This is a genomic window from Escherichia sp. MOD1-EC5433, from assembly GCF_002966005.1.
Taxonomy (GTDB): domain Bacteria; phylum Pseudomonadota; class Gammaproteobacteria; order Enterobacterales; family Enterobacteriaceae; genus Escherichia; species Escherichia ruysiae.
In genome coordinates, this window is record NZ_PTRL01000006.1 from 139335 (window position 1) to 162979 (window position 23645).

The following is a 23645-nucleotide window of genomic DNA, read 5'->3' on the forward strand; positions in this document are numbered from 1 at the left end:
CATTTAATAAAAAATGCAGAATAAACCAGAACTACGCGCCTGATTTATTCTGCCTTTGCTTAACGTTTACAAATAGAGACTAATTGCTCTTCCATCCATTGATGGCCTTTATCACGCCCGGCAGCCTCATGCCAGGAGAGATAACAGGTTCTGCTATTTTGTTTTAATGGCAGCGGTAATACCTGTAACTCTAAGGACTCAGCGAACTCTTCAGCCAGCCAACGCGGCGCAATAGCAACCAGATGGGTTTGCGACACCACGCTAAGGACGCTCATCATTGCCATGCCCTGATACGCGATACTGGCTTGTTTATCTACTGTGTCGTACCACGGTTGACTAAACGACGCGAAACGATCGAGCGAAACTGCCGCATGTTGTTCGTTATAAACGTCATGTTTCAGTAATGGTCCTTTAATAGTCGGATGGTTCTTGCTGGCTACCAGTACCATTTCATCTTTAAATAATGGCACGCTGGTAAATTCAGGACGATGGAAGTCTTCATAACTAATAACGAACTCCGTTTCCTGATAACGTAGCTGATGTTCGGTGTTCTGGTTTAATGAAGACTTGAATATCACATGAATATTTGGCGCGATTTGCTCAATGTGATTATAAATCTGCGAGGTCAGAATGCTATCTAACGGGCTGCAAACGCAAAGATGGAATACACGTTCGCTGCTGGCCGGCTCAAAACCTGAACCGGGTAATTCGTTTTGCACTAATTGCAGCGCCTGACGTACAGAGCCAAAAAGTTGAAAAGCGCGGGCAGTCGGTTGGATACCACGCCCATAACGAACAAACAGTTCGTCATTAAACATCACCTTCAGGCGTGCAACAGCGTTACTGACCGCTGGTTGCGACATACCCAGAACATGCGCGGCACGGGTAATGTTCTGCTCCTGCATCACGGCATCGAAAACGGTTAATAAGTTTAGATCGACCATGCGTAGCTGTGGCTTGCTTAACTCCGCAATTTCTGGATGATCTGTTTTTACCTCTGACATAGTTAACTCCACTGTCACACTTAACTCCCTTTCCCTTATTGGAATGCAGAGAAATAATCCTGAAAAATATGATTTACCATGCATATAAAATAAGAAAAAGAAAAATGCGTAAAATTAGGAAAACATAAAGATACGGGTTCTGATAAAAACAGAATCCATTGCCGTGCGCAGAGTCATTCACCACAGCATAATAATCCATAATGTTTTTGTTGCGAAAACAATCTAATCATAACTCCCGCGAATACTCAATCATCCAAAAAATGGATTAAACGTGCGCATTTAATAATTAATTTATATATTTGATGCATTAATCCTTAACATTAATCGATCAATAATATTCATAAAATCAATATCAAAACATTCACTCAAAATATAATTCAATACAAATCATCAGGATAGACAGGGTAACGAATAAATTTCCCTCCTTCTTACCTCATTGATTAAATGCCATAAATTATTCTGAAGTATGTCCACCAATGAAAGGAATGTGTAGTTAAGCAGAAATTAATATCGACTGTTTAAACCCGCGCAGCACAATTAGCTAATTCAACTCATGCAAAACTCATGCTGGCGGGACGTTTTTGTTGCATCAGGGTTGACATCCGTTTTTGTATCCAGTAACTCTAAAAGCATATCGCATTCATCTGGAGCTGATTTAATGACTCACATCGTTCGCTTTATCGGTCTACTACTACTAAACGCATCTTCTTTGCGCGGTAGACGAGTGAGCGGCATTCAGCATTAAGCCAGCACGCAGTCAAACAAAAAACCCGCGCCATTGCGCGGGTTTTTTTATGCCCGAAGCGAGGCGCTCTAAAAGAGACAAGGACCCAAACCATGAGCCAGCAAGTCATTATTTTCGATACCACATTGCGCGACGGTGAACAGGCGTTACAGGCAAGCTTGAGTGTGAAAGAAAAACTGCAAATTGCGCTGGGTCTTGAGCGTATGGGGGTTGACGTGATGGAAGTCGGTTTCCCCGTCTCTTCGCCGGGCGATTTTGAATCAGTGCAAACCATCGCCCGCCAGGTTAAAAACAGCCGCGTATGTGCGTTAGCCCGCTGCGTGGAAAAAGATATCGACGTAGCGGCCGAATCTCTGAAAGTCGCCGAAGCCTTCCGTATTCATACCTTTATTGCCACCTCCCCAATGCACATCGCCACCAAGCTGCGCAGCACGCTGGATGAGGTGATCGAACGCGCTATTTATATGGTGAAACGCGCACGTAATTACACCGATGATGTTGAATTTTCTTGCGAAGATGCCGGACGCACACCGATTGCCGACCTGGCGCGAGTGGTCGAAGCGGCGATTAACGCCGGTGCCACCACCATCAACATTCCGGATACCGTGGGCTACACCATGCCGTTTGAGTTCGCCGGAATCATCAGCGGCCTGTATGAACGCGTACCCAACATCGATAAAGCCATTATTTCCGTACATACCCACGATGATTTGGGTCTGGCGGTCGGCAACTCACTGGCGGCGGTACATGCCGGCGCGCGGCAGGTAGAAGGCGCGATGAACGGGATCGGCGAGCGTGCCGGTAACTGTTCGCTGGAAGAAGTGATCATGGCGATCAAGGTACGTAAGGATATCCTCAACGTCCACACCGCCATTAATCACCAGGAAATATGGCGCACCAGCCAGTTAGTTAGCCAGATTTGTAATATGCCGATTCCGGCAAACAAAGCCATTGTCGGCAGCGGTGCGTTCGCGCACTCCTCCGGCATTCACCAGGATGGCGTGCTGAAAAATCGCGAAAATTACGAAATCATGACACCAGAATCTATTGGTCTGAACCAAATCCAGTTGAATTTGACCTCTCGTTCCGGTCGTGCGGCGGTGAAACACCGCATGGATGAGATGGGATATAAAGAAAGTGAATATAATTTAGACAACCTGTACGACGCGTTTCTGAAGCTGGCAGATAAGAAAGGTCAGGTGTTTGATTACGACCTGGAGGCGCTGGCCTTCATCGGTAAACAGCAAGAAGAACCGGAGCATTTCCGTCTGGATTACTTCAGCGTGCAGTCTGGTTCTAACGATATCGCCACCGCTGCCGTCAAACTGGTCTGTGGCGAGGAAGTAAAAGCGGAAGCCGCCAATGGTAACGGTCCGGTCGATGCCGTCTACCAGGCAATTAACCGCATCACTGACTATAACGTCGAACTTGTGAAATACAGCCTGACCGCCAAAGGCCACGGTAAAGATGCGCTGGGTCAGGTGGATATTGTTGCCAACTACAACGGTCGCCGCTTCCACGGCGTCGGCCTGGCTACCGATATTGTCGAGTCCTCCGCCAAAGCGATGGTACACGTGCTGAACAATATCTGGCGCGCCGCAGAAGTCGAAAAAGAGTTGCAACGCAAAGCTCAACACAACGAAAACAACAAGGAAACCGTGTGATGTCGAAGAATTACCATATTGCCGTATTGCCCGGAGATGGGATCGGGCCGGAAGTGATGACCCAGGCGCTGAAAGTGCTGGACGCCGTGCGTAACCGCTTTGCGATGCGCATCACCACCAGCCATTACGATGTAGGCGGCGCAGCCATTGATAACCACGGGCAGCCACTGCCACCTGCGACGGTTGAAGGTTGTGAGCAAGCCGATGCTGTGCTGTTTGGCTCAGTTGGTGGCCCGAAGTGGGAACATTTACCACCAGACCAGCAACCAGAACGCGGCGCGCTGTTGCCTTTGCGTAAGCACTTCAAATTATTCAGCAACCTGCGTCCGGCAAAACTGTATCAGGGGCTGGAAGCGTTCTGCCCGCTGCGCGCAGACATTGCCGCTAACGGCTTCGACATCCTGTGTGTGCGCGAACTGACTGGCGGCATCTATTTCGGTCAGCCCAAAGGCCGCGAAGGTAGCGGACAATATGAAAAAGCGTTTGATACCGAGGTGTACCACCGTTTTGAGATCGAGCGTATTGCCCGCATCGCGTTTGAATCTGCCCGCAAGCGTCGCCACAAAGTTACCTCAATCGATAAATCCAACGTGCTGCAATCCTCTATTTTATGGCGGGAGATCGTTAACGAGATCGCCATTGAATACCCGGATGTCAAACTGGCGCATATGTACATCGACAACGCCACCATGCAGCTGATTAAAGATCCATCGCAGTTTGACGTTCTGCTGTGCTCCAACCTGTTTGGCGACATTCTTTCTGATGAATGCGCAATGATCACTGGCTCGATGGGCATGTTGCCTTCCGCCAGCCTGAACGAGCAAGGTTTTGGACTGTATGAACCGGCGGGCGGCTCGGCACCAGATATCGCAGGCAAAAATATCGCCAACCCGATTGCGCAAATTCTGTCGCTGGCGCTGCTGCTGCGCTACAGCCTGGATGCCGATGATGCGGCTTCCGCCATTGAACGCGCCATTAACCGCGCATTAGAAGAAGGCATTCGCACCGGAGATTTAGCCCGTGGTGCTGCCGCCGTTAGTACCGATGAAATGGGCGATATCATTGCCCGCTATGTGGCTGAAGGGGTGTAATCATGGCTAAGACGTTATACGAAAAATTGTTCGACGCTCACGTAGTTTACGAAGCCGAAAACGAAACCCCGCTGTTATATATCGACCGCCATCTGGTACACGAAGTGACCTCACCGCAGGCGTTCGATGGTCTGCGCGCCCACGGTCGCCCGGTGCGTCAGCCGGGTAAAACCTTCGCCACCATGGATCACAACGTCTCTACCCAGACCAAAGACATTAATGCCTGCGGAGAAATGGCGCGCATCCAGATGCAGGAGCTGATCAAAAACTGCAAAGAATTTGGCGTCGAGCTGTATGACCTGAATCACCCGTATCAAGGGATCGTCCACGTGATGGGACCAGAACAGGGCGTGACGTTACCAGGAATGACCATTGTTTGCGGTGACTCTCATACCGCCACTCACGGTGCGTTTGGCGCACTGGCCTTTGGTATCGGCACTTCCGAAGTTGAACACGTGCTGGCAACGCAAACCCTGAAACAGGGACGCGCAAAGACCATGAAAATTGAAGTTCAGGGCAAAGCCGCACCAGGTATTACCGCAAAAGATATCGTACTGGCGATTATCGGTAAAACTGGCAGCGCAGGCGGCACCGGGCATGTGGTGGAATTTTGCGGCGAAGCGATCCGCAATTTGAGCATGGAAGGTCGTATGACCCTGTGTAATATGGCAATCGAAATGGGCGCGAAAGCCGGTCTGGTTGCACCAGACGAAACCACCTTTAACTATGTCAAAGGCCGTCTTCATGCGCCGAAGGGCAAAGATTTCGACGACGCCGTTGCCTACTGGAAAACCCTGCAAACCGACGAAGGTGCAACTTTCGATACCGTTGTTACTTTACAGGCAGAAGAGATCGCCCCGCAGGTGACCTGGGGAACTAACCCAGGACAGGTGATCTCCGTTAACGAGAATATCCCTGATCCCGCTTCATTTGCCGATCCGGTTGAACGCGCGTCGGCAGAAAAAGCACTGGCCTATATGGGGCTGAAACCGGGTATTCCGCTGACTGAAGTCGCTATCGACAAAGTGTTTATTGGTTCCTGCACCAACTCGCGCATTGAAGATTTACGCGCGGCAGCGGAAATCGCCAAAGGCCGGAAAGTCGCGCCAGGCGTACAGGCGCTGGTGGTTCCCGGCTCCGGTCCGGTAAAAGCCCAGGCAGAAGCAGAAGGTCTGGACAAAATCTTTATTGAAGCCGGTTTTGAATGGCGCTTGCCTGGCTGCTCAATGTGTCTGGCGATGAACAACGATCGTCTGAATCCGGGCGAACGTTGTGCCTCCACTAGCAACCGTAACTTTGAAGGCCGCCAGGGGCGCGGCGGGCGTACGCATCTGGTCAGCCCGGCAATGGCTGCCGCCGCTGCTGTTACTGGTCATTTTGCCGATATCCGCAACATTAAATAAGGAGCACACCATGGCAGAGAAATTTATCAAACACACAGGCCTGGTGGTTCCGCTGGATGCCGCCAATGTCGACACAGATGCAATCATCCCGAAACAGTTTTTGCAGAAAGTGACGCGCACTGGTTTTGGCGCGCATCTGTTTAACGACTGGCGTTTTCTCGATGAAAAAGGCCAACAGCCAAACCCGGATTTCGTGCTGAACTTCCCGCAATATCAGGGCGCATCCATTTTACTGACGCGGGAAAACTTCGGCTGCGGTTCCTCGCGTGAGCACGCGCCGTGGGCGTTGACTGATTACGGTTTTAAAGTGGTGATTGCGCCGAGTTTCGCCGATATCTTTTACGGTAACAGCTTTAACAACCAGTTGCTGCCGGTGAAATTAAGCGATGCCGAAGTGGATGAGCTGTTTGCGTTGGTGCAAGCCAATCCGGGAATTCATTTCGATGTGGATCTGGAAGCTCAAGAAGTGAAAGCGGGTGATAAAACTTATCGCTTTGCTATTGATGCCTTCCGCCGCCACTGCATGATGAATGGTCTGGACAGCATCGGTCTGACCCTGCAGCACGACGACGCCATTGCGTCTTATGAAGAGAAGCAACCGGCGTTTATGCGTTAGTTTGTACTCCGTCCGGCACTCAATCGCCAAAAAGAAAAAAGCCAGCAGGTATTCACTGCTGGCGTGGCGATTAACACCAATACTCAGTCACACATGATGTCTGCAAATCAGTAGTCAAAGTAACTCCCCTCCCACGGTATCCGTTCTTCAGGCATGACTAAACGTTGTAGAACGATTAACCCGCGAAGCCAGCACATCTTCTCTGTCACGATAAAATAGTGCCGATAAAACTGACGCATGGGATACCTCATTGCTTCATCGTTAAGAATTATTGACTTAATATAGGGAAAATAAAATTGCTGACTTTTGCGCAGGAGTTCCCCTTTTATGCCATCTGCTCGTCTGCAACAACAGTTCATCCGCCTGTGGCAATGCTGCGAGGGTAAATCGCAGGAGACAACGCTGAACGAACTGGCGGAGTTATTGAGCTGCTCCCGCCGTCATATGCGCACCCTGCTCAACACCATGCAGGATCGCGGCTGGCTGACGTGGGAAGCGGAAGTCGGGCGCGGCAAACGCTCGCGTTTAACGTTTCTCTATACCGGGCTGGCGCTACAACAACAGCGGGCAGAGGACTTACTGGAACAGGATCGTATCGACCAACTGGTGCAACTCGTTGGTGATAAAACCGCTGTGCGGCAAATGCTGGTTTCTCATCTGGGGCGTAGCTTCCGCCAGGGGCGGCACATCCTGCGCGTCCTCTACTATCGTCCGTTGCGCAACCTGATGCCTGGCAGCGCATTACGCCGTTCCGAAACGCATATCGCCCGGCAAATCTTCAGCGCGTTAACCCGCATAAATGAGGAAAATGGGGAACTGGAAGCGGACATCGCCCACCACTGGCAACAAATTTCTCCGCTTCACTGGCGTTTCTTTTTACGTCCGGGAGTTCATTTTCATCATGGGCGTGAACTGGAAATGGACGACGTAATTGCCTCTTTGAAACGGATCAATACGCTGCCGCTCTACTCCCACATTGCTGAAATTGTATCGCCGACGCCCTGGACGCTGGATATCCATCTCACACAGCCAGACCGCTGGTTGCCGTTACTGCTGGGGCAAGTTCCGGCGATGATCCTGCCGCGTGAATGGGAAACCCTCAGCAACTTTGCCAGCCATCCCATCGGCACTGGTCCGTATGCGGTAATGCGTAACAGCGCCAATCAGTTGAAAATTCAGGCATTCGATGACTTCTTCGGTTATCGCGCGCTAATCGACGAGGTTAACGTCTGGGTCTTGCCGGAAATTGCCGACGAGCCAGCCGGAGGGCTGATGCTGAAAGGGCCGCAGGGCGAGGAAAAAGAGATTGAAAGCCGCCTGGAGGAAGGTTGCTATTATTTACTGTTCGACAGCCGCACCCATCGCGGGGCGAATCAGCAAGTCAGAGACTGGGTAAGCTATGTGCTTTCGCCGACCAATCTGGTTTATTTCGCCGAGGAACAGTACCAACAACTCTGGTTCCCGGCCTATGGGTTGCTTCCCCGTTGGCACCATGCCCGCCCCACGCATTGCGAAAAACCCGCCGGACTGGAACATCTCACCCTGACCTTTTACCAGGATCATATTGAACATCGGGTAATTGCCAGGATCATGCAGCAAATTCTGGCAAGTCATCAGGTGACGCTTAACATCAATGAGATCAGCTACGATCAATGGCACGAAGGTGAGATCGAAAGCGACATCTGGCTTAACAGCGCCAACTTTACGCTGCCGCTGGATTTTTCGCTGTTCGCGCACTTGTGCGAGGTGCCGCTGCTACAACACTGTATTCCGATCGACTGGCAAGCCGACGCCGCCCGCTGGCGTAATGGCGAGATGAATCTGGCGAACTGGTGCCAGCAACTGGTCGCCAGCAAAGCGATGGTGCCGCTGATCCACCACTGGTTGATCATTCAGGGGCAACGTAGTATGCGCGGTCTGCGCATGAATACCCTCGGCTGGTTCGATTTTAAATCAGCGTGGTTTGCGCCACCGGATCCATGATTGCTGGTTGATAACAAAATCACTACACTAACGCCGTTCTCAACGGGGTGCCACGCAGACGCGTGCGCTGAGAAAATACCCGTCGAACCTGATCCGGATAACGCCGGCGAAGGGATTTGAGGCTCCTTCTCAAGTCCTTTGCCACTCTTTTTTGAGGTGCAAAGTGTTAAAAAAATGTCTTCCCCTGCTGTTGCTGTGCACAGCGCCCGTTTTCGCTAAACCCGTTCTGACTGTTTATACCTACGACTCCTTTGCCGCCGACTGGGGGCCTGGTCCGGTGGTCAAAAAAGCCTTTGAAGCCGACTGTAATTGCGAACTGAAACTGGTGGCGCTGGAAGATGGTGTCTCACTGCTCAACCGCCTGCGGATGGAAGGCAAAAACAGTAAAGCCGATGTGGTGCTGGGGCTGGATAACAATCTGTTAGACGCCGCCAGCAAAACCGGACTGTTTGCCAAAAGCGGCGTGGCAGCCGATGCCGTTAACGTTCCCGGCGGCTGGAATAATGACACTTTCGTACCGTTTGATTACGGCTACTTCGCCTTCGTCTATGACAAGAACAAACTGAAAAATCCGCCGCAAAGCCTGAAGGAGCTGGTTGAGAGCGATCAGAACTGGCGGGTGATTTATGAAGATCCGCGCACCAGTACGCCGGGGCTGGGCCTGCTGCTGTGGATGCAAAAAGTCTACGGCAATGACGCCCCGCAGGCCTGGCAGAAACTGGCGAAGAAAACCGTCACGGTCACCAAAGGCTGGAGCGAAGCCTACGGCCTGTTTTTAAAAGGCGAAAGCGATCTGGTACTGAGTTATACCACCTCTCCGGCTTATCACATTCTCGAAGAGAAGAAAGATAACTACGCCGCCGCCAACTTCAGCGAAGGTCACTATCTGCAGGTGGAAGTCGCCGCCCGCACCGCTGCCAGCAAGCAGCCGGAGCTGGCGCAAAAATTCCTCCAGTTTATGGTTTCTCCGGCTTTCCAGAATGCGATCCCAACCGGCAACTGGATGTATCCGGTGGCAAACGTCACGCTGCCTGCCGGTTTTGAACAATTGACCAAACCAGCAACCACGCTGGAGTTCACGCCAGCCGAAGTGGCGGCACAACGTCAGGCATGGATTAGCGAATGGCAACGCGCCGTCAGCCGTTAATTCCCGGCTGGTTAATTCCAGGCGTAAGCGCCGCTACGCTTGTGGTGGCGGTTGCACTGGCGGCGTTTCTCGCCCTGTGGTGGAACGCGCCGCAGGGTGACTGGGCAACAATCTGGCAGGACAGTTACCTGTGGCACGTGGTGCGCTTCTCCTTCTGGCAGGCGTTTCTCTCGGCGCTGCTTTCTGTCGTACCCGCGATATTCCTTGCCCGCGCCCTCTATCGCAGACGCTTTCCTGGACGCCTGGCGCTGCTGCGTCTGTGCGCCATGACCTTGATCCTGCCGGTGCTGGTCGCCGTTTTTGGTATTCTTAGCGTCTATGGTCGTCAGGGCTGGCTGGCATCGCTCTGGCAAACGCTCGGTCTGGAATGGACCTTTTCGCCCTACGGCCTGCAAGGTATTTTGCTGGCGCACGTATTTTTTAATCTGCCGATGGCGAGCCGTTTATTACTCCAGGCACTGGAAAATATCCCCGGCGAGCAGCGCCAGCTTGCCGCACAGCTTGGGATGCGCGGCTGGCACTTCTTTCGTTTCGTCGAATGGCCGTGGTTACGGCGACAAATCCCGCCAGTTACTGCGCTTATCTTTATGCTCTGTTTTGCCAGCTTCGCCACCGTGCTATCGCTGGGCGGCGGGCCACAGGCGACCACTATCGAGCTGGCAATCTATCAGGCGCTGAGTTACGACTACGATCCTGCCCGCGCGGCGATGCTGGCGTTGATCCAGATGGTCTGCTGCCTCGGGCTGGTGCTGTTGAGTCAGCGATTAAGTAAGGCCATTGCGCCCGGCACCACGCTGCTGCAAGGCTGGCGTGACCCGGACGATCGTCTGCACAGCCGCATTTGTGACACTGTGTTGATTGTGTTGGCGCTGCTGTTGTTGCTGCCACCGTTACTGGCGGTGATCGTCGATGGGGTAAATCGCCAATTGCCGGAAGTGCTGACGCAACCAGTGCTGTGGCAGGCGCTGTGGACCTCGTTGCGTATTGCGCTGGCGGCAGGCGTATTGTGCGTGGTGCTGACCATGATGCTGCTATGGAGCAGTCGCGAACTGCGGGCGCGGCAAAAAATACTGGCGGGTCAGGCGCTGGAGATGAGCGGAATGCTAATCCTCGCCATGCCGGGTATTGTGCTGGCAACGGGTTTCTTTTTGCTGCTCAACAACACTACTGGCCTGCCGCAATCTGCTGACGGCATTGTGATTTTCACCAATGCGTTAATGGCAATCCCTTACGCGCTGAAAGTGCTGGAAAACCCGATGCGCGATATTACCGCCCGCTACAGCATGTTGTGTCAGTCGCTGGGCATTGAAGGCTGGTCGCGCTTAAAAGTGGTGGAACTGCGTGCCCTGAAACGCCCACTGGCGCAGGCGCTGGCCTTTGCCTGCGTGCTGTCGATTGGTGATTTTGGCGTAGTGGCGTTGTTCGGTAACGATGATTTCCGCACCCTGCCGTTTTATCTCTACCAGCAAATTGGCTCATACCGCAGCCAGGACGGCGCGGTCACCGCGTTAATTCTGCTGCTGCTCTGTTTTATGCTGTTTACCGTGATTGAAAAACTACCGGGGCGAAATGTTAAAACTGACTGATATCACCTGGCTTTACCACCATTTACCGATGCGTTTTAGCCTAACGGTGGAACGCGGCGAGCAGGTGGCGATCCTCGGGCCAAGCGGCGCAGGTAAAAGTACCCTGCTGAATTTGATCGCCGGTTTTCTGACGCCTGCCAGTGGCTCGCTGACTATCAATGACGTTGATCACACCACAACGCCGCCGTCACGCCGCCCGGTGTCGATGCTGTTTCAGGAGAACAACCTGTTCAGTCACCTGACGGTGGCGCAGAACATCGGGCTGGGGTTGAATCCGGGATTGAAGCTGAACGCGGTACAGCAGGAGAAAATGCACGCTATCGCCCGTCAAATGGGGATTGATAATTTAATGGCACGGTTACCGGGCGAGCTTTCCGGCGGTCAACGGCAGCGCGTGGCGTTAGCGCGTTGTCTGGTGCGTGAACAGCCCATTTTATTGCTCGATGAACCCTTCTCCGCGCTCGATCCGGCGCTGCGTCAGGAGATGCTGACGCTGGTGAGCACGAGCTGCCAGCAGCAAAAAATGACGCTATTGATGGTGTCGCACAGTGTGGAAGATGCGGCGCGGATCGCCACGCGCTCGGTGGTGGTCGCCGACGGGCGCATCGCCTGGCAGGGTAAGACCGATGAGTTGTTGAGCGGTAAGGCGAGTGCTTCGCCTCTGTTGGGAATTAAAGGTTAAAAGCGCACGTACAGTCCCCTCGCCCCTCTGGGGAGAGGGTTAGGGTGAGGGGAACAAACCAGCGCCAGTGCAAACTATCCCCTAAACCCCAACCACTTTCCGCAAAATATCGATATACACCGGCATCAACGGATGGCGAATTAACACCACCAGCGCCACCACGCCAGTGGCAGATATCAACGGTGTCAGCCACAACAAATGACCACGCGACAAATAATGACTTAAACGGTCAGTTGCTTTACCGCTGCGCCATAACCGCCAACACAGCCAGCCACCAACCCACAAAAACACCGCCGTCGCCAGCAACAGCCACTTAAACTCACCGCTCTGCATCCCGGCAGGAATATCAATCGCCGCGCCCGCCAGAATCCCCGGCAGGAAGTAAAACGGCGGCCACAACAAACAGCCGATAATATTTGGCGTGATAAATTTCGCCACCGGCAGATCCAGCATCCCCGCCACCATTGGCACCAGCGGACGCGTCGGGCCGACAAAACGACCGACCAGAATGGTGAACATGCTGTGCTGATGCAGCGCATGTTCGGTTTTATCGAGTAGTGCTTTGTTTTTCTTCAGAAATGACCAGCGATGCAACGGCTTTTTAAAACGCCAGCCCAGCCAGAAGGAGATCCAGTCGCCCATCAGGCAGCCAATGATCCCTGCCAGCCAGGCGTGCCAGAAACTTAACTCGCCACTGCCAATCAGCGCCCCCAGCCCCGCCATCAGCACCGTACCGGGTAGAATCAACCCGACCAGCGCCAGCGACTCCAGAAAAGCCACCAATAACACCGCCATCAATGAGTACACGGTGGATTGGGTAATAAAGTGTTCCAGCAATGCTTGCATAATGTGCCTGTCAAAGGGACGAAGCAGGGATTCTGCAAACCCATTGCCACTCCGTCAAGCCATCAATTGTCTGATTCGTTACCAGTTATGACAACCTGACAGCTACATCATTCACTTTTTCTTCACAACCGGCACGGAACTCACTCGGACTCGCCCCGGTACATTTTTTAAATACCCGCGAGAAATAGAGTTGATCATCAAAGCCAACATTGCGCCCGACTGTGGCGATAGGCATCCGGGTGGTGCTCAAAAGCAGCTTCGCCTGACTAATGCGTTGATCCTCGCGCCAGCTTAAGACGCTAATCCCTAACTGCTGGCGGAACAAATGCGACAGACGCGACGGCGACAGGCAAACATGCTGCGCGACGCTGGCGATATCAAAATTGCTGTCCGCAAGATGATCGCTGATGTACTGACAAGCCTCGCGTACCCGATTATCCATCGGTGGATGGAGCGACTCATTTATCGCTTCCATGCGCCGCAGTAATAATTGCTCAAGAAGATTTATCGCCAGCAACTCCGAATAGCGCCCTTCCCCTTGCCCGGCGTTAATGATTTGCCCAAACAGGTCGCTGAAATGCGGCTGGTGCGCTTCATCCGGGCGAAAGAAACCGGTATTGGCAAATATCGACGGCCAGTTAAGCCATTCGTGCCAGTAGGCGCGCGGACGAAAGTAAACCCACTGGTGATACCATTCACGAGCCTCCGGATGACGACCGTAATGATGAATTTCGCCCGGAGGGAACAGCAAAATATCGCCCGGCCGGCAGACAAATTCTCGTCCCTGATTTTTCACCACACCCTGTCCACGAATGGTGAGGTTGAGAATATAGCCTTTCATTCCCAGCGGTCGGTCGATAAAAAAATCGAGATAACCGTTGGCCTCAATCGGCGTTAAACCCGCCACCAGATGGGCGTTAAACGAGTAACCCGGCAGCAGGGGATCATTTTGCGCTTCAGCCATACTTTTCATACTCCCGCCAATCAGAGAAGAAACCAATTGTCCATATTGCATTAAACATCATCAGCATTGCGTCTCTGGTGGGCTATCTTCACTAATCCAACCGACAACCCCGCTTGTGAAAAGCATTTTGTAACAAGGAGGGACGAAAGCCATGACAAAAACGCGTAACAAAAGTGTCTATAATCGCGGCAGAAAAGTCCACATTGATTATTTGCACGGCGTCACACTTTGCTATGCAATAGCATTTTTATCCATAAGATTAGCGAATACTGCCTGACTGTTTTTATCGCAACTCTCTACTGTTTCTCCATACCCGTTTTTTTGGATGGAGTGAAACGATGGCGATTGCAATTGGCCTCGATTTTGGCAGTGATTCTGTGCGAGCTTTGGCGGTGGACTGCGCCACCGGTGAAGAGATCGCCACCAGCGTAGAGTGGTATCCCCGTTGGCAGAAAGGGCAATTTTGTGATGCCCCGAATAACCAGTTCCGTCATCATCCGCGTGACTACATTGAGTCAATGGAAGCGGCGCTGAAAACCGTGCTTGCAGAGCTTAGCGCCGAACAACGGGATGAAGTGGTCGGTATTGGCGTGGACAGCACCGGCTCCACGCCTGCGCCAATCGACGCCGACGGCAACGTGCTGGCGCTGCGCCCGGAGTTTGCCGAAAACCCGAACGCAATGTTCGTATTGTGGAAAGACCACACAGCGGTTGAAGAAGCGGAAGAGATCACCCGCTTATGTCACACACCGGGCAAAGTTGACTACTCCCGCTATATTGGCGGTATTTATTCCAGCGAATGGTTCTGGGCGAAAATTCTCCACGTTACCCGTCAGGACAGCGCCGTTGCGCAATCTGCCGCATCGTGGATTGAGCTGTGCGACTGGGTTCCTGCCCTGCTTTCCGGCACCACGCGCCCGCAGGATATTCGTCGCGGACGTTGCAGCGCCGGGCATAAATCACTGTGGCATGAAAGCTGGGGTGGCCTGCCACCAGCCAGTTTCTTTGATGAGCTGGATCCGATCCTCAACCGTCATTTACCTTCCCCGTTGTTCACTGACACCTGGACTGCCGATATTCCGGTGGGCACCTTATGCCCGGAATGGGCGCAGCGTCTCGGTTTGCCTGAAAGTGTAGTGATTTCCGGCGGCGCGTTTGACTGCCATATGGGCGCGGTCGGCGCGGGTGCACAGCCTAACACGCTGGTAAAAGTTATCGGCACTTCCACCTGCGACATTCTGATTGCCGACAAACACAGCGTCGGCGAACGCGCGGTGAAAGGCATTTGCGGCCAGGTTGATGGCAGCGTGGTGCCTGGATTTATCGGTCTGGAAGCAGGTCAATCGGCATTTGGTGATATCTACGCCTGGTTTGGTCGCGTACTCGGCTGGCCTCTGGAACAGCTCGCCGCCCAATATCCGGAACTGAAAGAGCAAATCAACGCCAGCCAAAAACAACTGCTTCCGGCGCTGACCGAGGCGTGGGCCAAAAATCCTTCTCTGGATCACCTGCCGGTGGTGCTCGACTGGTTTAACGGTCGTCGCACACCGAACGCGAACCAACGCCTGAAAGGGGTGATTACAGATCTGAACCTCGCTACCGACGCTCCGCTGCTGTTCGGCGGTTTGATTGCCGCCACCGCCTTTGGCGCACGCGCAATCATGGAGTGCTTCACCGATCAGGGAATCGCCGTCAATAACGTGATGGCGCTGGGCGGCATCGCGCGGAAAAACCAGGTCATTATGCAGGCCTGCTGCGACGTGCTGAATCGCCCGCTGCAAATTGTAGCCTCTGACCAGTGCTGTGCGCTCGGTGCGGCAATTTTCGCTGCCGTCGCCGCGAAAGTACACGCAGACATCCCATCAGCACAGCAAAAAATGGCCAGTGCGGTAGAGAAAACCCTACAACCGCGCAGCGAACAGGCACAACGCTTTGAACAGCTTTATCGCCGCTATCAGCAATGGGCGATGAGCGCCGAACAACACTATCTTCCAACTTCCGCCCCGGCACAGGCTGCCCAGGCCGTTCCGACTCTATAAGGACACGAAAATGACGATTTTTGATAATTATGAAGTGTGGTTTGTCATTGGTAGCCAGCATCTGTATGGCCCGGAAACCCTGCGTCAGGTCACCCAACATGCCGAGCACGTTGTTAATGCGCTGAATACAGAAGCGAAACTGCCCTGCAAACTGGTGCTGAAACCGCTGGGTACCACGCCGGATGAAATCACTGCTATTTGCCGCGACGCCAATTACGACGATCGTTGCGCCGGTCTGGTGGTGTGGCTGCACACTTTCTCCCCGGCAAAAATGTGGATCAACGGCCTGACCATGCTCAACAAACCGTTGCTGCAATTCCACACCCAGTTTAACGCGGCGCTGCCGTGGGACAGTATCGATATGGACTTTATGAACCTGAACCAGACCGCGCACGGCGGCCGCGAGTTCGGCTTCATCGGCGCGCGTATGCGTCAGCAACATGCCGTCGTTACCGGTCACTGGCAGGATAAACAAGCGCATGAGCGTATCGGCTCCTGGATGCGCCAGGCGGTCTCTAAACAGGATACGCGTCATCTGAAAGTCTGCCGTTTTGGCGATAACATGCGTGAAGTGGCGGTCACTGACGGCGATAAAGTTGCCGCACAGATCAAGTTCGGTTTCTCGGTGAATACCTGGGCGGTTGGCGATCTGGTGCAGGTGGTGAACTCCATCAGCGATGGCGATGTTAACGCGCTGGTCGATGAGTATGAAAGCAGCTACATCATGACGCCTGCCACACAAATCCACGGCGAAAAACGGCAGAACGTGCTGGAAGCGGCACGTATTGAGCTGGGGATGAAGCGTTTCCTGGAACAAGGTGGCTTCCACGCGTTCACCACCACCTTTGAAGATTTGCACGGTCTGAAACAGCTTCCTGGTCTGGCCGTACAGCGTCTGATGCAGCAGGGCTACGGCTTTGCGGGCGAAGGCGACTGGAAAACTGCCGCCCTGCTTCGCATCATGAAGGTGATGTCAACCGGTCTGCAGGGCGGCACCTCCTTTATGGAGGATTACACCTATCACTTCGAGAAAGGTAATGACCTGGTGCTCGGCTCCCATATGCTGGAAGTCTGCCCGTCGATCGCCGCAGAAGAGAAACCGATCCTCGACGTTCAGCACCTTGGCATTGGCGGTAAAGACGATCCTGCCCGCCTGATCTTCAACACCCAAACCGGTCCGGCCATTGTCGCCAGCCTGATTGATCTCGGCGATCGTTATCGTCTGCTGGTTAACTGCATCGACACGGTGAAAACCCCGCACTCCCTGCCGAAACTGCCGGTAGCGAATGCGTTGTGGAAAGCACAGCCGGATCTGCCAACTGCTTCCGAAGCGTGGATCCTTGCTGGTGGCGCGCACCATACCGTTTTCAGCCATGCGCTGAACCTGAACGATATGCGCCAGTTTGCCGAGATGCACGACATTGAAATCACGGTGATTGATAACGACACCCGCCTGCCAGCGTTTAAAGACGCGCTGCGCTGGAACGAAGTGTATTACGGATTTCGTCGCTAATTAGCCGCATCGGGCTTTCAACGCCTGATGCGACGCTGGCGCGTCTTATCAGGCCTACGCGCTGAGATTTTGTAGGCCGGATAAGCAAAGCGCATCCGGCATTCTTTTCCCCCTCGCCCCTTTGGGGAGAGGGTCGGGGTGAGGGGAAATGACCTCTCTGGAGTTAACATGTTAGAAGATCTCAAACGTCAGGTATTAGAAGCCAATCTGGCGCTGCCAAAACACAACCTGGTCACGCTGACCTGGGGCAACGTCAGCGCCGTTGATCGCGAGCGCGGCGTCTTTGTGATCAAACCTTCCGGCGTCGATTACAGCACCATGACCGCCGACGATATGGTCGTGGTCAGTATCGCAACCGGTGAAGTGGTTGAAGGCAAGAAAAAGCCCTCCTCCGACACGCCAACTCACCGGCTGCTCTATCAGGCATTCCCGTCCATTGGTGGCATTGTGCATACGCACTCCCGCCACGCCACCATCTGGGCGCAGGCAGGTCAGTCGATTCCGGCAACCGGCACCACCCACGCCGACTATTTCTACGGCACCATTCCCTGTACGCGTAAAATGACCGATGCGGAAATCAACGGCGAATATGAGTGGGAGACCGGTAACGTCATCGTTGAAACTTTCAAAAAACAGGGGATCGACGCGGCGCAAATGCCAGGCGTACTGGTGCATTCTCACGGTCCATTTGCGTGGGGTAAAAATGCCGAAGATGCGGTGCACAACGCCATCGTGCTGGAAGAAGTCGCTTATATGGGGATTTTCTGCCGCCAGTTAGCGCCGCAGTTACCGGATATGCAACAAACGTTGCTGGATAAGCACTATCTGCGTAAGCATGGCGCGAAGGCATATTACGGGCAGTAATGACTGTATAAAACCACAGCCAGTCAACCAAAACCAGGCTATACTCAAGCCTGGTTTTTTATTGGATTTTCAACGTGGCGCAGGCAGGTTTTATCTTAACCCGACACTGGCGGGATACCCCGCAAGGAACCGAAGTTTCCTTTTGGTTAGCGACGGACAACGGGCCGTTGCAGGTTACGCTTGCGCCGCAAGAGTCCGTGGCGTTTATTCCCGCCGATCACGTTCCCCGCGCTCAACATATTTTGCAGGGTGAGCAAGGATTTCGCCTGACGTCGCTGGCGTTAAAGGATTTTCACCGTCAGCCGGTGTATGGCCTTTACTGTCGCGCCCATCGCCAGTTGATGAATTACGAGAAGCGCCTGCGTGAAAGTGGCGTTACCGTTTACGAGGCCGATGTGCGCCCGCCTGAACGCTATCTGATGGAGCGGTTTATTACCGCTCCTGTGTGGGTCGAGGGTGATTTGCGTGATGGCGCTATCGTTAATGCCCGTCTGAAACCGCATCCCGACTACCGCCCGCCGCTCAAGTGGGTCTCTATAGATATTGAAACTACCCGCCACGGTGAGCTGTACTGTATCGGCCTGGAAGGCTGTGGGCAGCGCATCGTTTATATGCTGGGGCCAGAGAATGGCGACGCTTCCTCACTTGATTTCGAACTGGAGTACGTCGCCAGCCGTCCGCAACTGCTGGAAAAACTCAACGCCTGGTTTGCCAACTACGATCCTGATGTGATCATCGGTTGGAACGTGGTGCAGTTCGATCTGCGAATGCTGCAAAAACATGCCGAGCGTTATCGTATTCCGCTGCGGCTGGGGCGCGATAACAGCGAGCTGGAGTGGCGCGAGCACGGCTTTAAAAACGGTGTCTTTTTTGCCCAGGCCAAAGGGCGACTGATTATCGACGGTATCGAGGCGCTGAAATCCGCATTCTGGAATTTCTCTTCGTTCTCGCTGGAAACCGTCGCTCAGGAGTTATTAGGCGAAGGAAAATCTATCGATAACCCGTGGGATCGGATGGACGAAATTGACCGCCGTTTCGCCGAAGATAAGCCCGCACTGGCGACTTATAACCTGAAAGATTGCGAACTGGTCACCCAGATCTTCCACAAAACCGAAATCATGCCGTTTTTGCTCGAACGAGCGACGGTTAACGGCCTGCCGGTAGACCGCCACGGGGGCTCGGTGGCGGCGTTTGGTCATCTCTATTTCCCGCGAATGCATCGCGCCGGATATGTCGCGCCCAATCTCGGCGAAGTTCCACCGCACGCCAGCCCTGGCGGCTACGTGATGGATTCGCAACCAGGGCTGTATGATTCGGTGCTGGTGCTGGACTACAAAAGCCTGTACCCATCGATCATCCGCACCTTTCTGATTGATCCCGTCGGGCTGGTGGAAGGCATGGCGCAGCCTGATCCAGAGCACAGCACCGAAGGTTTTCTCGAAGCCTGGTTCTCGCGGGAAAAACATTGCCTGCCAGAGATCGTAACTAACATCTGGCACGGCCGCGATGAAGCCAAACGTCAGGGCAATAAGCCCCTGTCGCAGGCACTGAAAATCATCATGAATGCATTTTATGGTGTACTCGGCACCACCGCCTGCCGATTCTTCGATCCGCGCCTGGCGTCCTCGATCACCATGCGCGGTCATCAGATCATGCGGCAAACCAAAGCGTTGATTGAAGCGCAGGGCTATGACGTGATCTATGGCGATACCGACTCAACGTTTGTCTGGCTGAAAGGCGCTCATTGCGAAGAAGAGGCGGCGAAAATCGGTCGTGCACTGGTGCAGCACGTTAACACCTGGTGGGCGGAAACGCTGCAAAAACAACGGCTGACCAGTGCGCTGGAACTGGAGTATGAAACTCATTTCTGCCGTTTTCTGATGCCAACTATTCGCGGAGCCGATACCGGCAGTAAGAAGCGATACGCCGGACTGATTCAGGAAGGCGACAAGCAGCGGATGGTGTTTAAAGGGCTGGAAACCGTGCGTACCGACTGGACACCACTGGCTCAGCAGTTTCAGCAGGAGCTGTATTTGCGCATCTTTCGCAACGAGCCATATCAGGATTATATCCGCGAAACCATCGACAAACTGATGGCAGGTGAACTGGATGCACGGCTGGTTTACCGCAAACGGCTACGCCGCCCACTGAGCGAATATCAGCGTAATGTGCCGCCTCATGTACGCGCCGCTCGCCTTGCCGATGAAGAAAACCAAAAGCGCGGACGCCCCTTGCAATATCAGAACCGAGGCACCATTAAATATGTCTGGACCACTAACGGCCCGGAGCCGCTGGACTATCAACGTTCACCGCTGGATTACGAACACTATCTGACTCGCCAGCTTCAACCGGTGGCGGAAGGAATACTCCCCTTTATTGAGGATAATTTTGCTACACTTATGACCGGGCAACTTGGGCTATTTTGAGCAAAAAAAAGAGTTCGCCAGATACCATTTTGATGCGTGACGAATCCTTTGCCATCCAGTACCATAGCGCCCTTTCCATTCCTGGACCTGAATAACGCCACTACCACATAAGCCCGGTAGCGGGTAGTTATTGCCTGCAATTAAAGATATAGAGCCGAACACATATGCCTTTTACACTTGGTCAACGCTGGATCAGCGATACAGAAAGCGAATTGGGACTTGGAACCGTTGTCGCGGTGGATGCGCGAACTGTCACTCTGCTTTTCCCATCTACTGGTGAAAACCGTCTGTACGCACGCAGTGATTCCCCCGTGACCCGCGTGATGTTCAACCCTGGTGATACCATTACCAGCCACGACGGCTGGCAGATGCAAGTCGAAGAAGTAAAAGAAGAAAATGGCTTGCTGACCTATATCGGTACTCGCCTGGATACTGAAGAAGCCGGCGTGCCCCTGCGCGAAGTTTTCCTTGATAGCAAACTGGTGTTCAGCAAACCGCAAGACCGCCTGTTTGCCGGGCAGATCGACCGTATGGATCGCTTTGCGCTGCGTTATCGCGCACGTAAGTATTCCAGCGAACAGTTCCGTATGCCGTACAGCGGCCTGCGCGGTCAGCGTACCAGTCTGATCCCGCACCAGCTCAACATCGCTCATGATGTTGGTCGCCGCCACGCGCCGCGCGTTCTGCTGGCTGACGAAGTGGGTTTAGGGAAAACCATTGAAGCTGGGATGATCCTGCATCAGCAGTTGCTCTCTGGCGCTGCTGAACGTGTGCTGATTATCGTCCCGGAAACCTTACAGCATCAGTGGCTGGTAGAAATGCTGCGCCGTTTCAACCTGCGCTTTGCCCTGTTTGATGATGAGCGTTACGCCGAAGCCCAGCACGATGCCTACAACCCGTTCGACACCGAACAGCTGGTGATTTGCTCGCTGGATTTTGCCCGTCGTAGCAAACAGCGTCTGGAACATCTCTGTGAAGCCGAGTGGGACCTGCTGGTGGTCGATGAAGCGCATCACCTGGTGTGGAGCGAAGATGCGCCGAGCCGTGAATATCAGGCCATTGAACAACTGGCAGAGCATGTGCCTGGCGTTCTGCTGCTGACCGCAACCCCGGAACAGCTGGGGATGGAAAGCCACTTCGCCCGTCTGCGTCTGCTGGACCCGAACCGTTTCCACGATTTTGCGCAATTCGTTGAAGAGCAGAAAAATTATCGTCCGGTTGCGGACGCCGTTGCCATGCTGCTGGCAGGTAACAAACTGAGCAATGACGAACTGAACATGCTTGGCGAGATGATCGGCGAGCAGGATATCGAGCCGCTGTTGCAAGCAGCAAACAGCGACAGCGAAGATGCCCAGAGCGCCCGTCAGGAGCTGGTTTCGATGCTGATGGATCGCCACGGCACCAGCCGCGTGCTGTTCCGTAACACCCGTAACGGTGTGAAAGGCTTCCCGAAACGCGAGCTACACACTATTAAACTGCCGCTGCCGACGCAATATCAGACGGCTATTAAAGTCTCCGGCATCATGGGCGCACGTAAAAGTGCGGAAGACCGCGCCCGCGATATGCTCTACCCGGAGCGTATTTATCAGGAATTTGAAGGTGATAACGCCACCTGGTGGAACTTCGATCCGCGCGTTGAGTGGCTGATGGGCTACCTGACCAGCCATCGCTCTCAGAAAGTGCTGGTGATCTGCGCTAAAGCCGCCACCGCGCTGCAACTGGAGCAGGTGCTGCGCGAGCGTGAAGGTATTCGCGCAGCGGTGTTCCACGAAGGCATGTCGATTATCGAACGTGACCGCGCAGCCGCATGGTTCGCTGAAGAAGATACCGGCGCACAAGTGCTGCTGTGCTCGGAAATCGGTTCTGAAGGGCGTAACTTCCAGTTCGCCAGCCACATGGTAATGTTCGATCTGCCGTTCAACCCAGACCTGCTGGAGCAGCGTATTGGTCGTCTGGATCGTATCGGTCAGGCGCACGATATTCAGATCCACGTACCTTATCTGGAAAAAACCGCTCAGTCAGTGCTGGTGCGCTGGTATCACGAGGGTCTTGATGCCTTCGAGCACACCTGCCCGACCGGACGCACTATTTACGATAGCGTGTACAACGATCTGATTAACTACCTGGCTTCACCCGATCAAACCGAAGGCTTTGATGAGCTGATCAAAAACTGCCGCGAGCAGCATGAAGCCCTGAAAGCACAGCTGGAGCAGGGGCGTGACCGCCTGCTGGAGATCCACTCCAACGGTGGCGAAAAAGCCCAGGCACTGGCAGAAAGCATTGAAGAGCAGGATGACGATACCAACCTGATCGCCTTCGCCATGAATCTGTTCGATATTATTGGTATCAATCAGGACGATCGCGGCGACAACATGATCGTGCTGACACCGTCCGATCACATGCTGGTGCCGGACTTCCCGGGTCTGTCGGAAGATGGCATCACCATCACCTTTGATCGTGAAGTGGCGCTGGCGCGTGAAGATGCGCAGTTTATTACCTGGGAACATCCGCTGATCCGCAACGGTCTGGATCTGATCCTTTCTGGCGATACCGGTAGCAGTACGATTTCACTGTTGAAAAACAAAGCGTTGCCGGTAGGTACGCTGTTGGTGGAGCTGATTTACGTGGTTGAAGCACAAGCGCCGAAGCAGTTGCAGCTTAACCGCTTCCTGCCGCCGACGCCGGTACGTATGCTGTTGGATAAAAACGGCAACAACCTGGCGGCGCAGGTAGAGTTTGAAACCTTTAACCGTCAGCTTAACGCAGTGAATCGCCACACCGGTAGCAAGCTGGTTAACGCCGTCCAGCAAGAGGTTCACGCTATCCTGCAACTGGGTGAAGCGCAGATTGAGAAGTCTGCTCGTGCACTGATTGATGCGGCGCGTAACGAAGCTGACGAAAAACTGTCTGCGGAACTGTCGCGTCTGGAAGCTCTGCGCGCGGTGAACCCGAACATTCGTGACGACGAGTTGACCGCCATTGAGAGCAACCGTCAGCAGGTGATGGAAAGCCTGGATCAGGCAGGCTGGCGTCTGGATGCCCTGCGTTTAATCGTTGTGACGCATCAGTAAC

17 protein-coding genes and 1 riboswitch are annotated in these 23645 nt (G+C 53.7%); of the genes, 14 read left to right on the forward strand and 3 right to left on the reverse strand.

Translation table 11 applies throughout. The features are described from left to right. Positions 1-59: 59 nt before the first annotated feature. Entirely contained in the window at positions 60-1004 is a 945-nt protein-coding gene (leuO, locus tag C3D30_RS13900) for a transcriptional regulator LeuO (protein ID WP_010345415.1), read from the reverse strand. Between the two features lie 658 nt (positions 1005-1662). On the opposite strand from leuO, the gene leuL reads away from it, so the two are divergent. From leuL to thiQ, 9 genes are all read left to right on the forward strand, one after another. Next, the gene (leuL, locus tag C3D30_RS13905) at positions 1663-1749 is read left to right on the forward strand and encodes a leu operon leader peptide (RefSeq protein WP_001300467.1); all 87 of its coding nucleotides are present in this window, start codon (positions 1663-1665) and stop codon (positions 1747-1749) included. Positions 1750-1841: 92 nt separating this feature from the next. Then, positions 1842-3413, forward strand: coding sequence for a 2-isopropylmalate synthase (gene leuA, locus C3D30_RS13910; RefSeq protein ID WP_000082870.1), 1572 nt, complete (start codon positions 1842-1844; stop codon positions 3411-3413). Continuing rightward, a complete protein-coding gene (gene leuB, locus C3D30_RS13915) occupies positions 3413-4504 on the forward strand; it encodes a 3-isopropylmalate dehydrogenase (protein ID WP_105287004.1) in 1092 nt (363 codons plus the stop codon). Before leuA ends, leuB begins: the two co-directional genes overlap by 1 nt. A gap of 2 nt (positions 4505-4506) precedes the next feature. After that, positions 4507-5907 carry a 3-isopropylmalate dehydratase large subunit gene (gene leuC / locus C3D30_RS13920; RefSeq protein ID WP_001140670.1) on the forward strand — a complete coding sequence of 467 codons (1401 nt, stop codon included), beginning with the start codon at positions 4507-4509 and terminating at the stop codon, positions 5905-5907. Between the two features lie 10 nt (positions 5908-5917). Then, a complete protein-coding gene (gene leuD / locus C3D30_RS13925) occupies positions 5918-6523 on the forward strand; it encodes a 3-isopropylmalate dehydratase small subunit (RefSeq protein ID WP_105287005.1) in 606 nt (201 codons plus the stop codon). A gap of 327 nt (positions 6524-6850) precedes the next feature. After that, positions 6851-8506 carry a DNA-binding transcriptional regulator SgrR gene (gene sgrR, locus C3D30_RS13935; RefSeq protein ID WP_010350058.1) on the forward strand — a complete coding sequence of 552 codons (1656 nt, stop codon included), beginning with the start codon at positions 6851-6853 and terminating at the stop codon, positions 8504-8506. Between the two features lie 33 nt (positions 8507-8539). Then, positions 8540-8639, forward strand: a riboswitch (TPP riboswitch). Between the two features lie 30 nt (positions 8640-8669). Then, positions 8670-9653, forward strand: a complete 984-nt coding sequence (thiB, locus tag C3D30_RS13940) for a thiamine ABC transporter substrate binding subunit (RefSeq protein WP_105285286.1) — start codon at positions 8670-8672, stop codon at positions 9651-9653. Continuing rightward, positions 9629-11239 (forward strand): thiamine/thiamine pyrophosphate ABC transporter permease ThiP, encoded by a 1611-nt coding sequence (gene thiP, locus C3D30_RS13945; protein WP_105287006.1) that lies wholly within the window; start codon positions 9629-9631, stop codon positions 11237-11239. Before thiB ends, thiP begins: the two co-directional genes overlap by 25 nt. Beyond that, positions 11223-11921, forward strand: coding sequence for a thiamine ABC transporter ATP-binding protein ThiQ (gene thiQ / locus C3D30_RS13950; RefSeq protein ID WP_105287007.1), 699 nt, complete (start codon positions 11223-11225; stop codon positions 11919-11921). Before thiP ends, thiQ begins: the two co-directional genes overlap by 17 nt. Positions 11922-12002: 81 nt before the next feature. On the opposite strand, the gene C3D30_RS13955 is transcribed toward thiQ, so the two are convergent. Together C3D30_RS13955 and araC are read right to left on the reverse strand one after the other, a co-directional pair. Then, positions 12003-12767 (reverse strand): DedA family protein, encoded by a 765-nt coding sequence (locus tag C3D30_RS13955; protein ID WP_001148380.1) that lies wholly within the window; start codon positions 12765-12767, stop codon positions 12003-12005. An 85-nt stretch (positions 12768-12852) separates the two neighbouring features. Next, entirely contained in the window at positions 12853-13731 is an 879-nt protein-coding gene (araC, locus tag C3D30_RS13960; RefSeq protein WP_016159393.1) for an arabinose operon transcriptional regulator AraC, read from the reverse strand. A 338-nt stretch (positions 13732-14069) separates the two neighbouring features. Between araC and araB the strand changes: the two genes are divergently transcribed. From araB to rapA, 5 genes are all read left to right on the forward strand, one after another. Beyond that, on the forward strand, positions 14070-15770 hold the full coding sequence (gene araB / locus C3D30_RS13970; protein WP_105287008.1) for a ribulokinase: 1701 nt from the start codon (positions 14070-14072) through the stop codon (positions 15768-15770). 10 nt (positions 15771-15780) lie between these two features. Continuing rightward, entirely contained in the window at positions 15781-17283 is a 1503-nt protein-coding gene (gene araA, locus C3D30_RS13975; RefSeq protein ID WP_000151749.1) for an L-arabinose isomerase, read from the forward strand. A gap of 168 nt (positions 17284-17451) precedes the next feature. Then, positions 17452-18147 (forward strand): L-ribulose-5-phosphate 4-epimerase, encoded by a 696-nt coding sequence (gene araD, locus C3D30_RS13980; protein WP_016159397.1) that lies wholly within the window; start codon positions 17452-17454, stop codon positions 18145-18147. Positions 18148-18221: 74 nt separating this feature from the next. Next, positions 18222-20573, forward strand: a complete 2352-nt coding sequence (polB, locus tag C3D30_RS13985) for a DNA polymerase II (protein WP_105287009.1) — start codon at positions 18222-18224, stop codon at positions 20571-20573. Positions 20574-20737: 164 nt separating this feature from the next. Next, on the forward strand, positions 20738-23644 hold the full coding sequence (gene rapA, locus C3D30_RS13990) for an RNA polymerase-associated protein RapA (protein ID WP_001116984.1): 2907 nt from the start codon (positions 20738-20740) through the stop codon (positions 23642-23644). The last annotated feature ends 1 nt before the right edge of the window (position 23645 follow it).

What these genes read in the sequence shown, in the direction of transcription:
- leuA (WP_000082870.1), top strand. Translation starts at nt 1,842, where the DNA reads ATGAGCCAGCAAGTCATTATTTTCGATACCACATTGCGCGACGGTGAA.
- rapA (WP_001116984.1), top strand. Translation starts at nt 20,738, where the DNA reads ATGCCTTTTACACTTGGTCAACGCTGGATCAGCGATACAGAAAGCGAA.
- leuO (WP_010345415.1), bottom strand. Translation starts at nt 1,004, where the DNA reads ATGTCAGAGGTAAAAACAGATCATCCAGAAATTGCGGAGTTAAGCAAG.
- leuC (WP_001140670.1), top strand. Translation starts at nt 4,507, where the DNA reads ATGGCTAAGACGTTATACGAAAAATTGTTCGACGCTCACGTAGTTTAC.
- thiP (WP_105287006.1), top strand. Translation starts at nt 9,629, where the DNA reads ATGGCAACGCGCCGTCAGCCGTTAATTCCCGGCTGGTTAATTCCAGGC.
- sgrR (WP_010350058.1), top strand. Translation starts at nt 6,851, where the DNA reads ATGCCATCTGCTCGTCTGCAACAACAGTTCATCCGCCTGTGGCAATGC.
- araB (WP_105287008.1), top strand. Translation starts at nt 14,070, where the DNA reads ATGGCGATTGCAATTGGCCTCGATTTTGGCAGTGATTCTGTGCGAGCT.
- leuB (WP_105287004.1), top strand. Translation starts at nt 3,413, where the DNA reads ATGTCGAAGAATTACCATATTGCCGTATTGCCCGGAGATGGGATCGGG.
- araC (WP_016159393.1), bottom strand. Translation starts at nt 13,731, where the DNA reads ATGGCTGAAGCGCAAAATGATCCCCTGCTGCCGGGTTACTCGTTTAAC.
- C3D30_RS13955 (WP_001148380.1), bottom strand. Translation starts at nt 12,767, where the DNA reads ATGCAAGCATTGCTGGAACACTTTATTACCCAATCCACCGTGTACTCA.
- leuD (WP_105287005.1), top strand. Translation starts at nt 5,918, where the DNA reads ATGGCAGAGAAATTTATCAAACACACAGGCCTGGTGGTTCCGCTGGAT.
- thiQ (WP_105287007.1), top strand. Translation starts at nt 11,223, where the DNA reads ATGTTAAAACTGACTGATATCACCTGGCTTTACCACCATTTACCGATG.
- leuL (WP_001300467.1), top strand. Translation starts at nt 1,663, where the DNA reads ATGACTCACATCGTTCGCTTTATCGGTCTACTACTACTAAACGCATCT.
- araD (WP_016159397.1), top strand. Translation starts at nt 17,452, where the DNA reads ATGTTAGAAGATCTCAAACGTCAGGTATTAGAAGCCAATCTGGCGCTG.
- araA (WP_000151749.1), top strand. Translation starts at nt 15,781, where the DNA reads ATGACGATTTTTGATAATTATGAAGTGTGGTTTGTCATTGGTAGCCAG.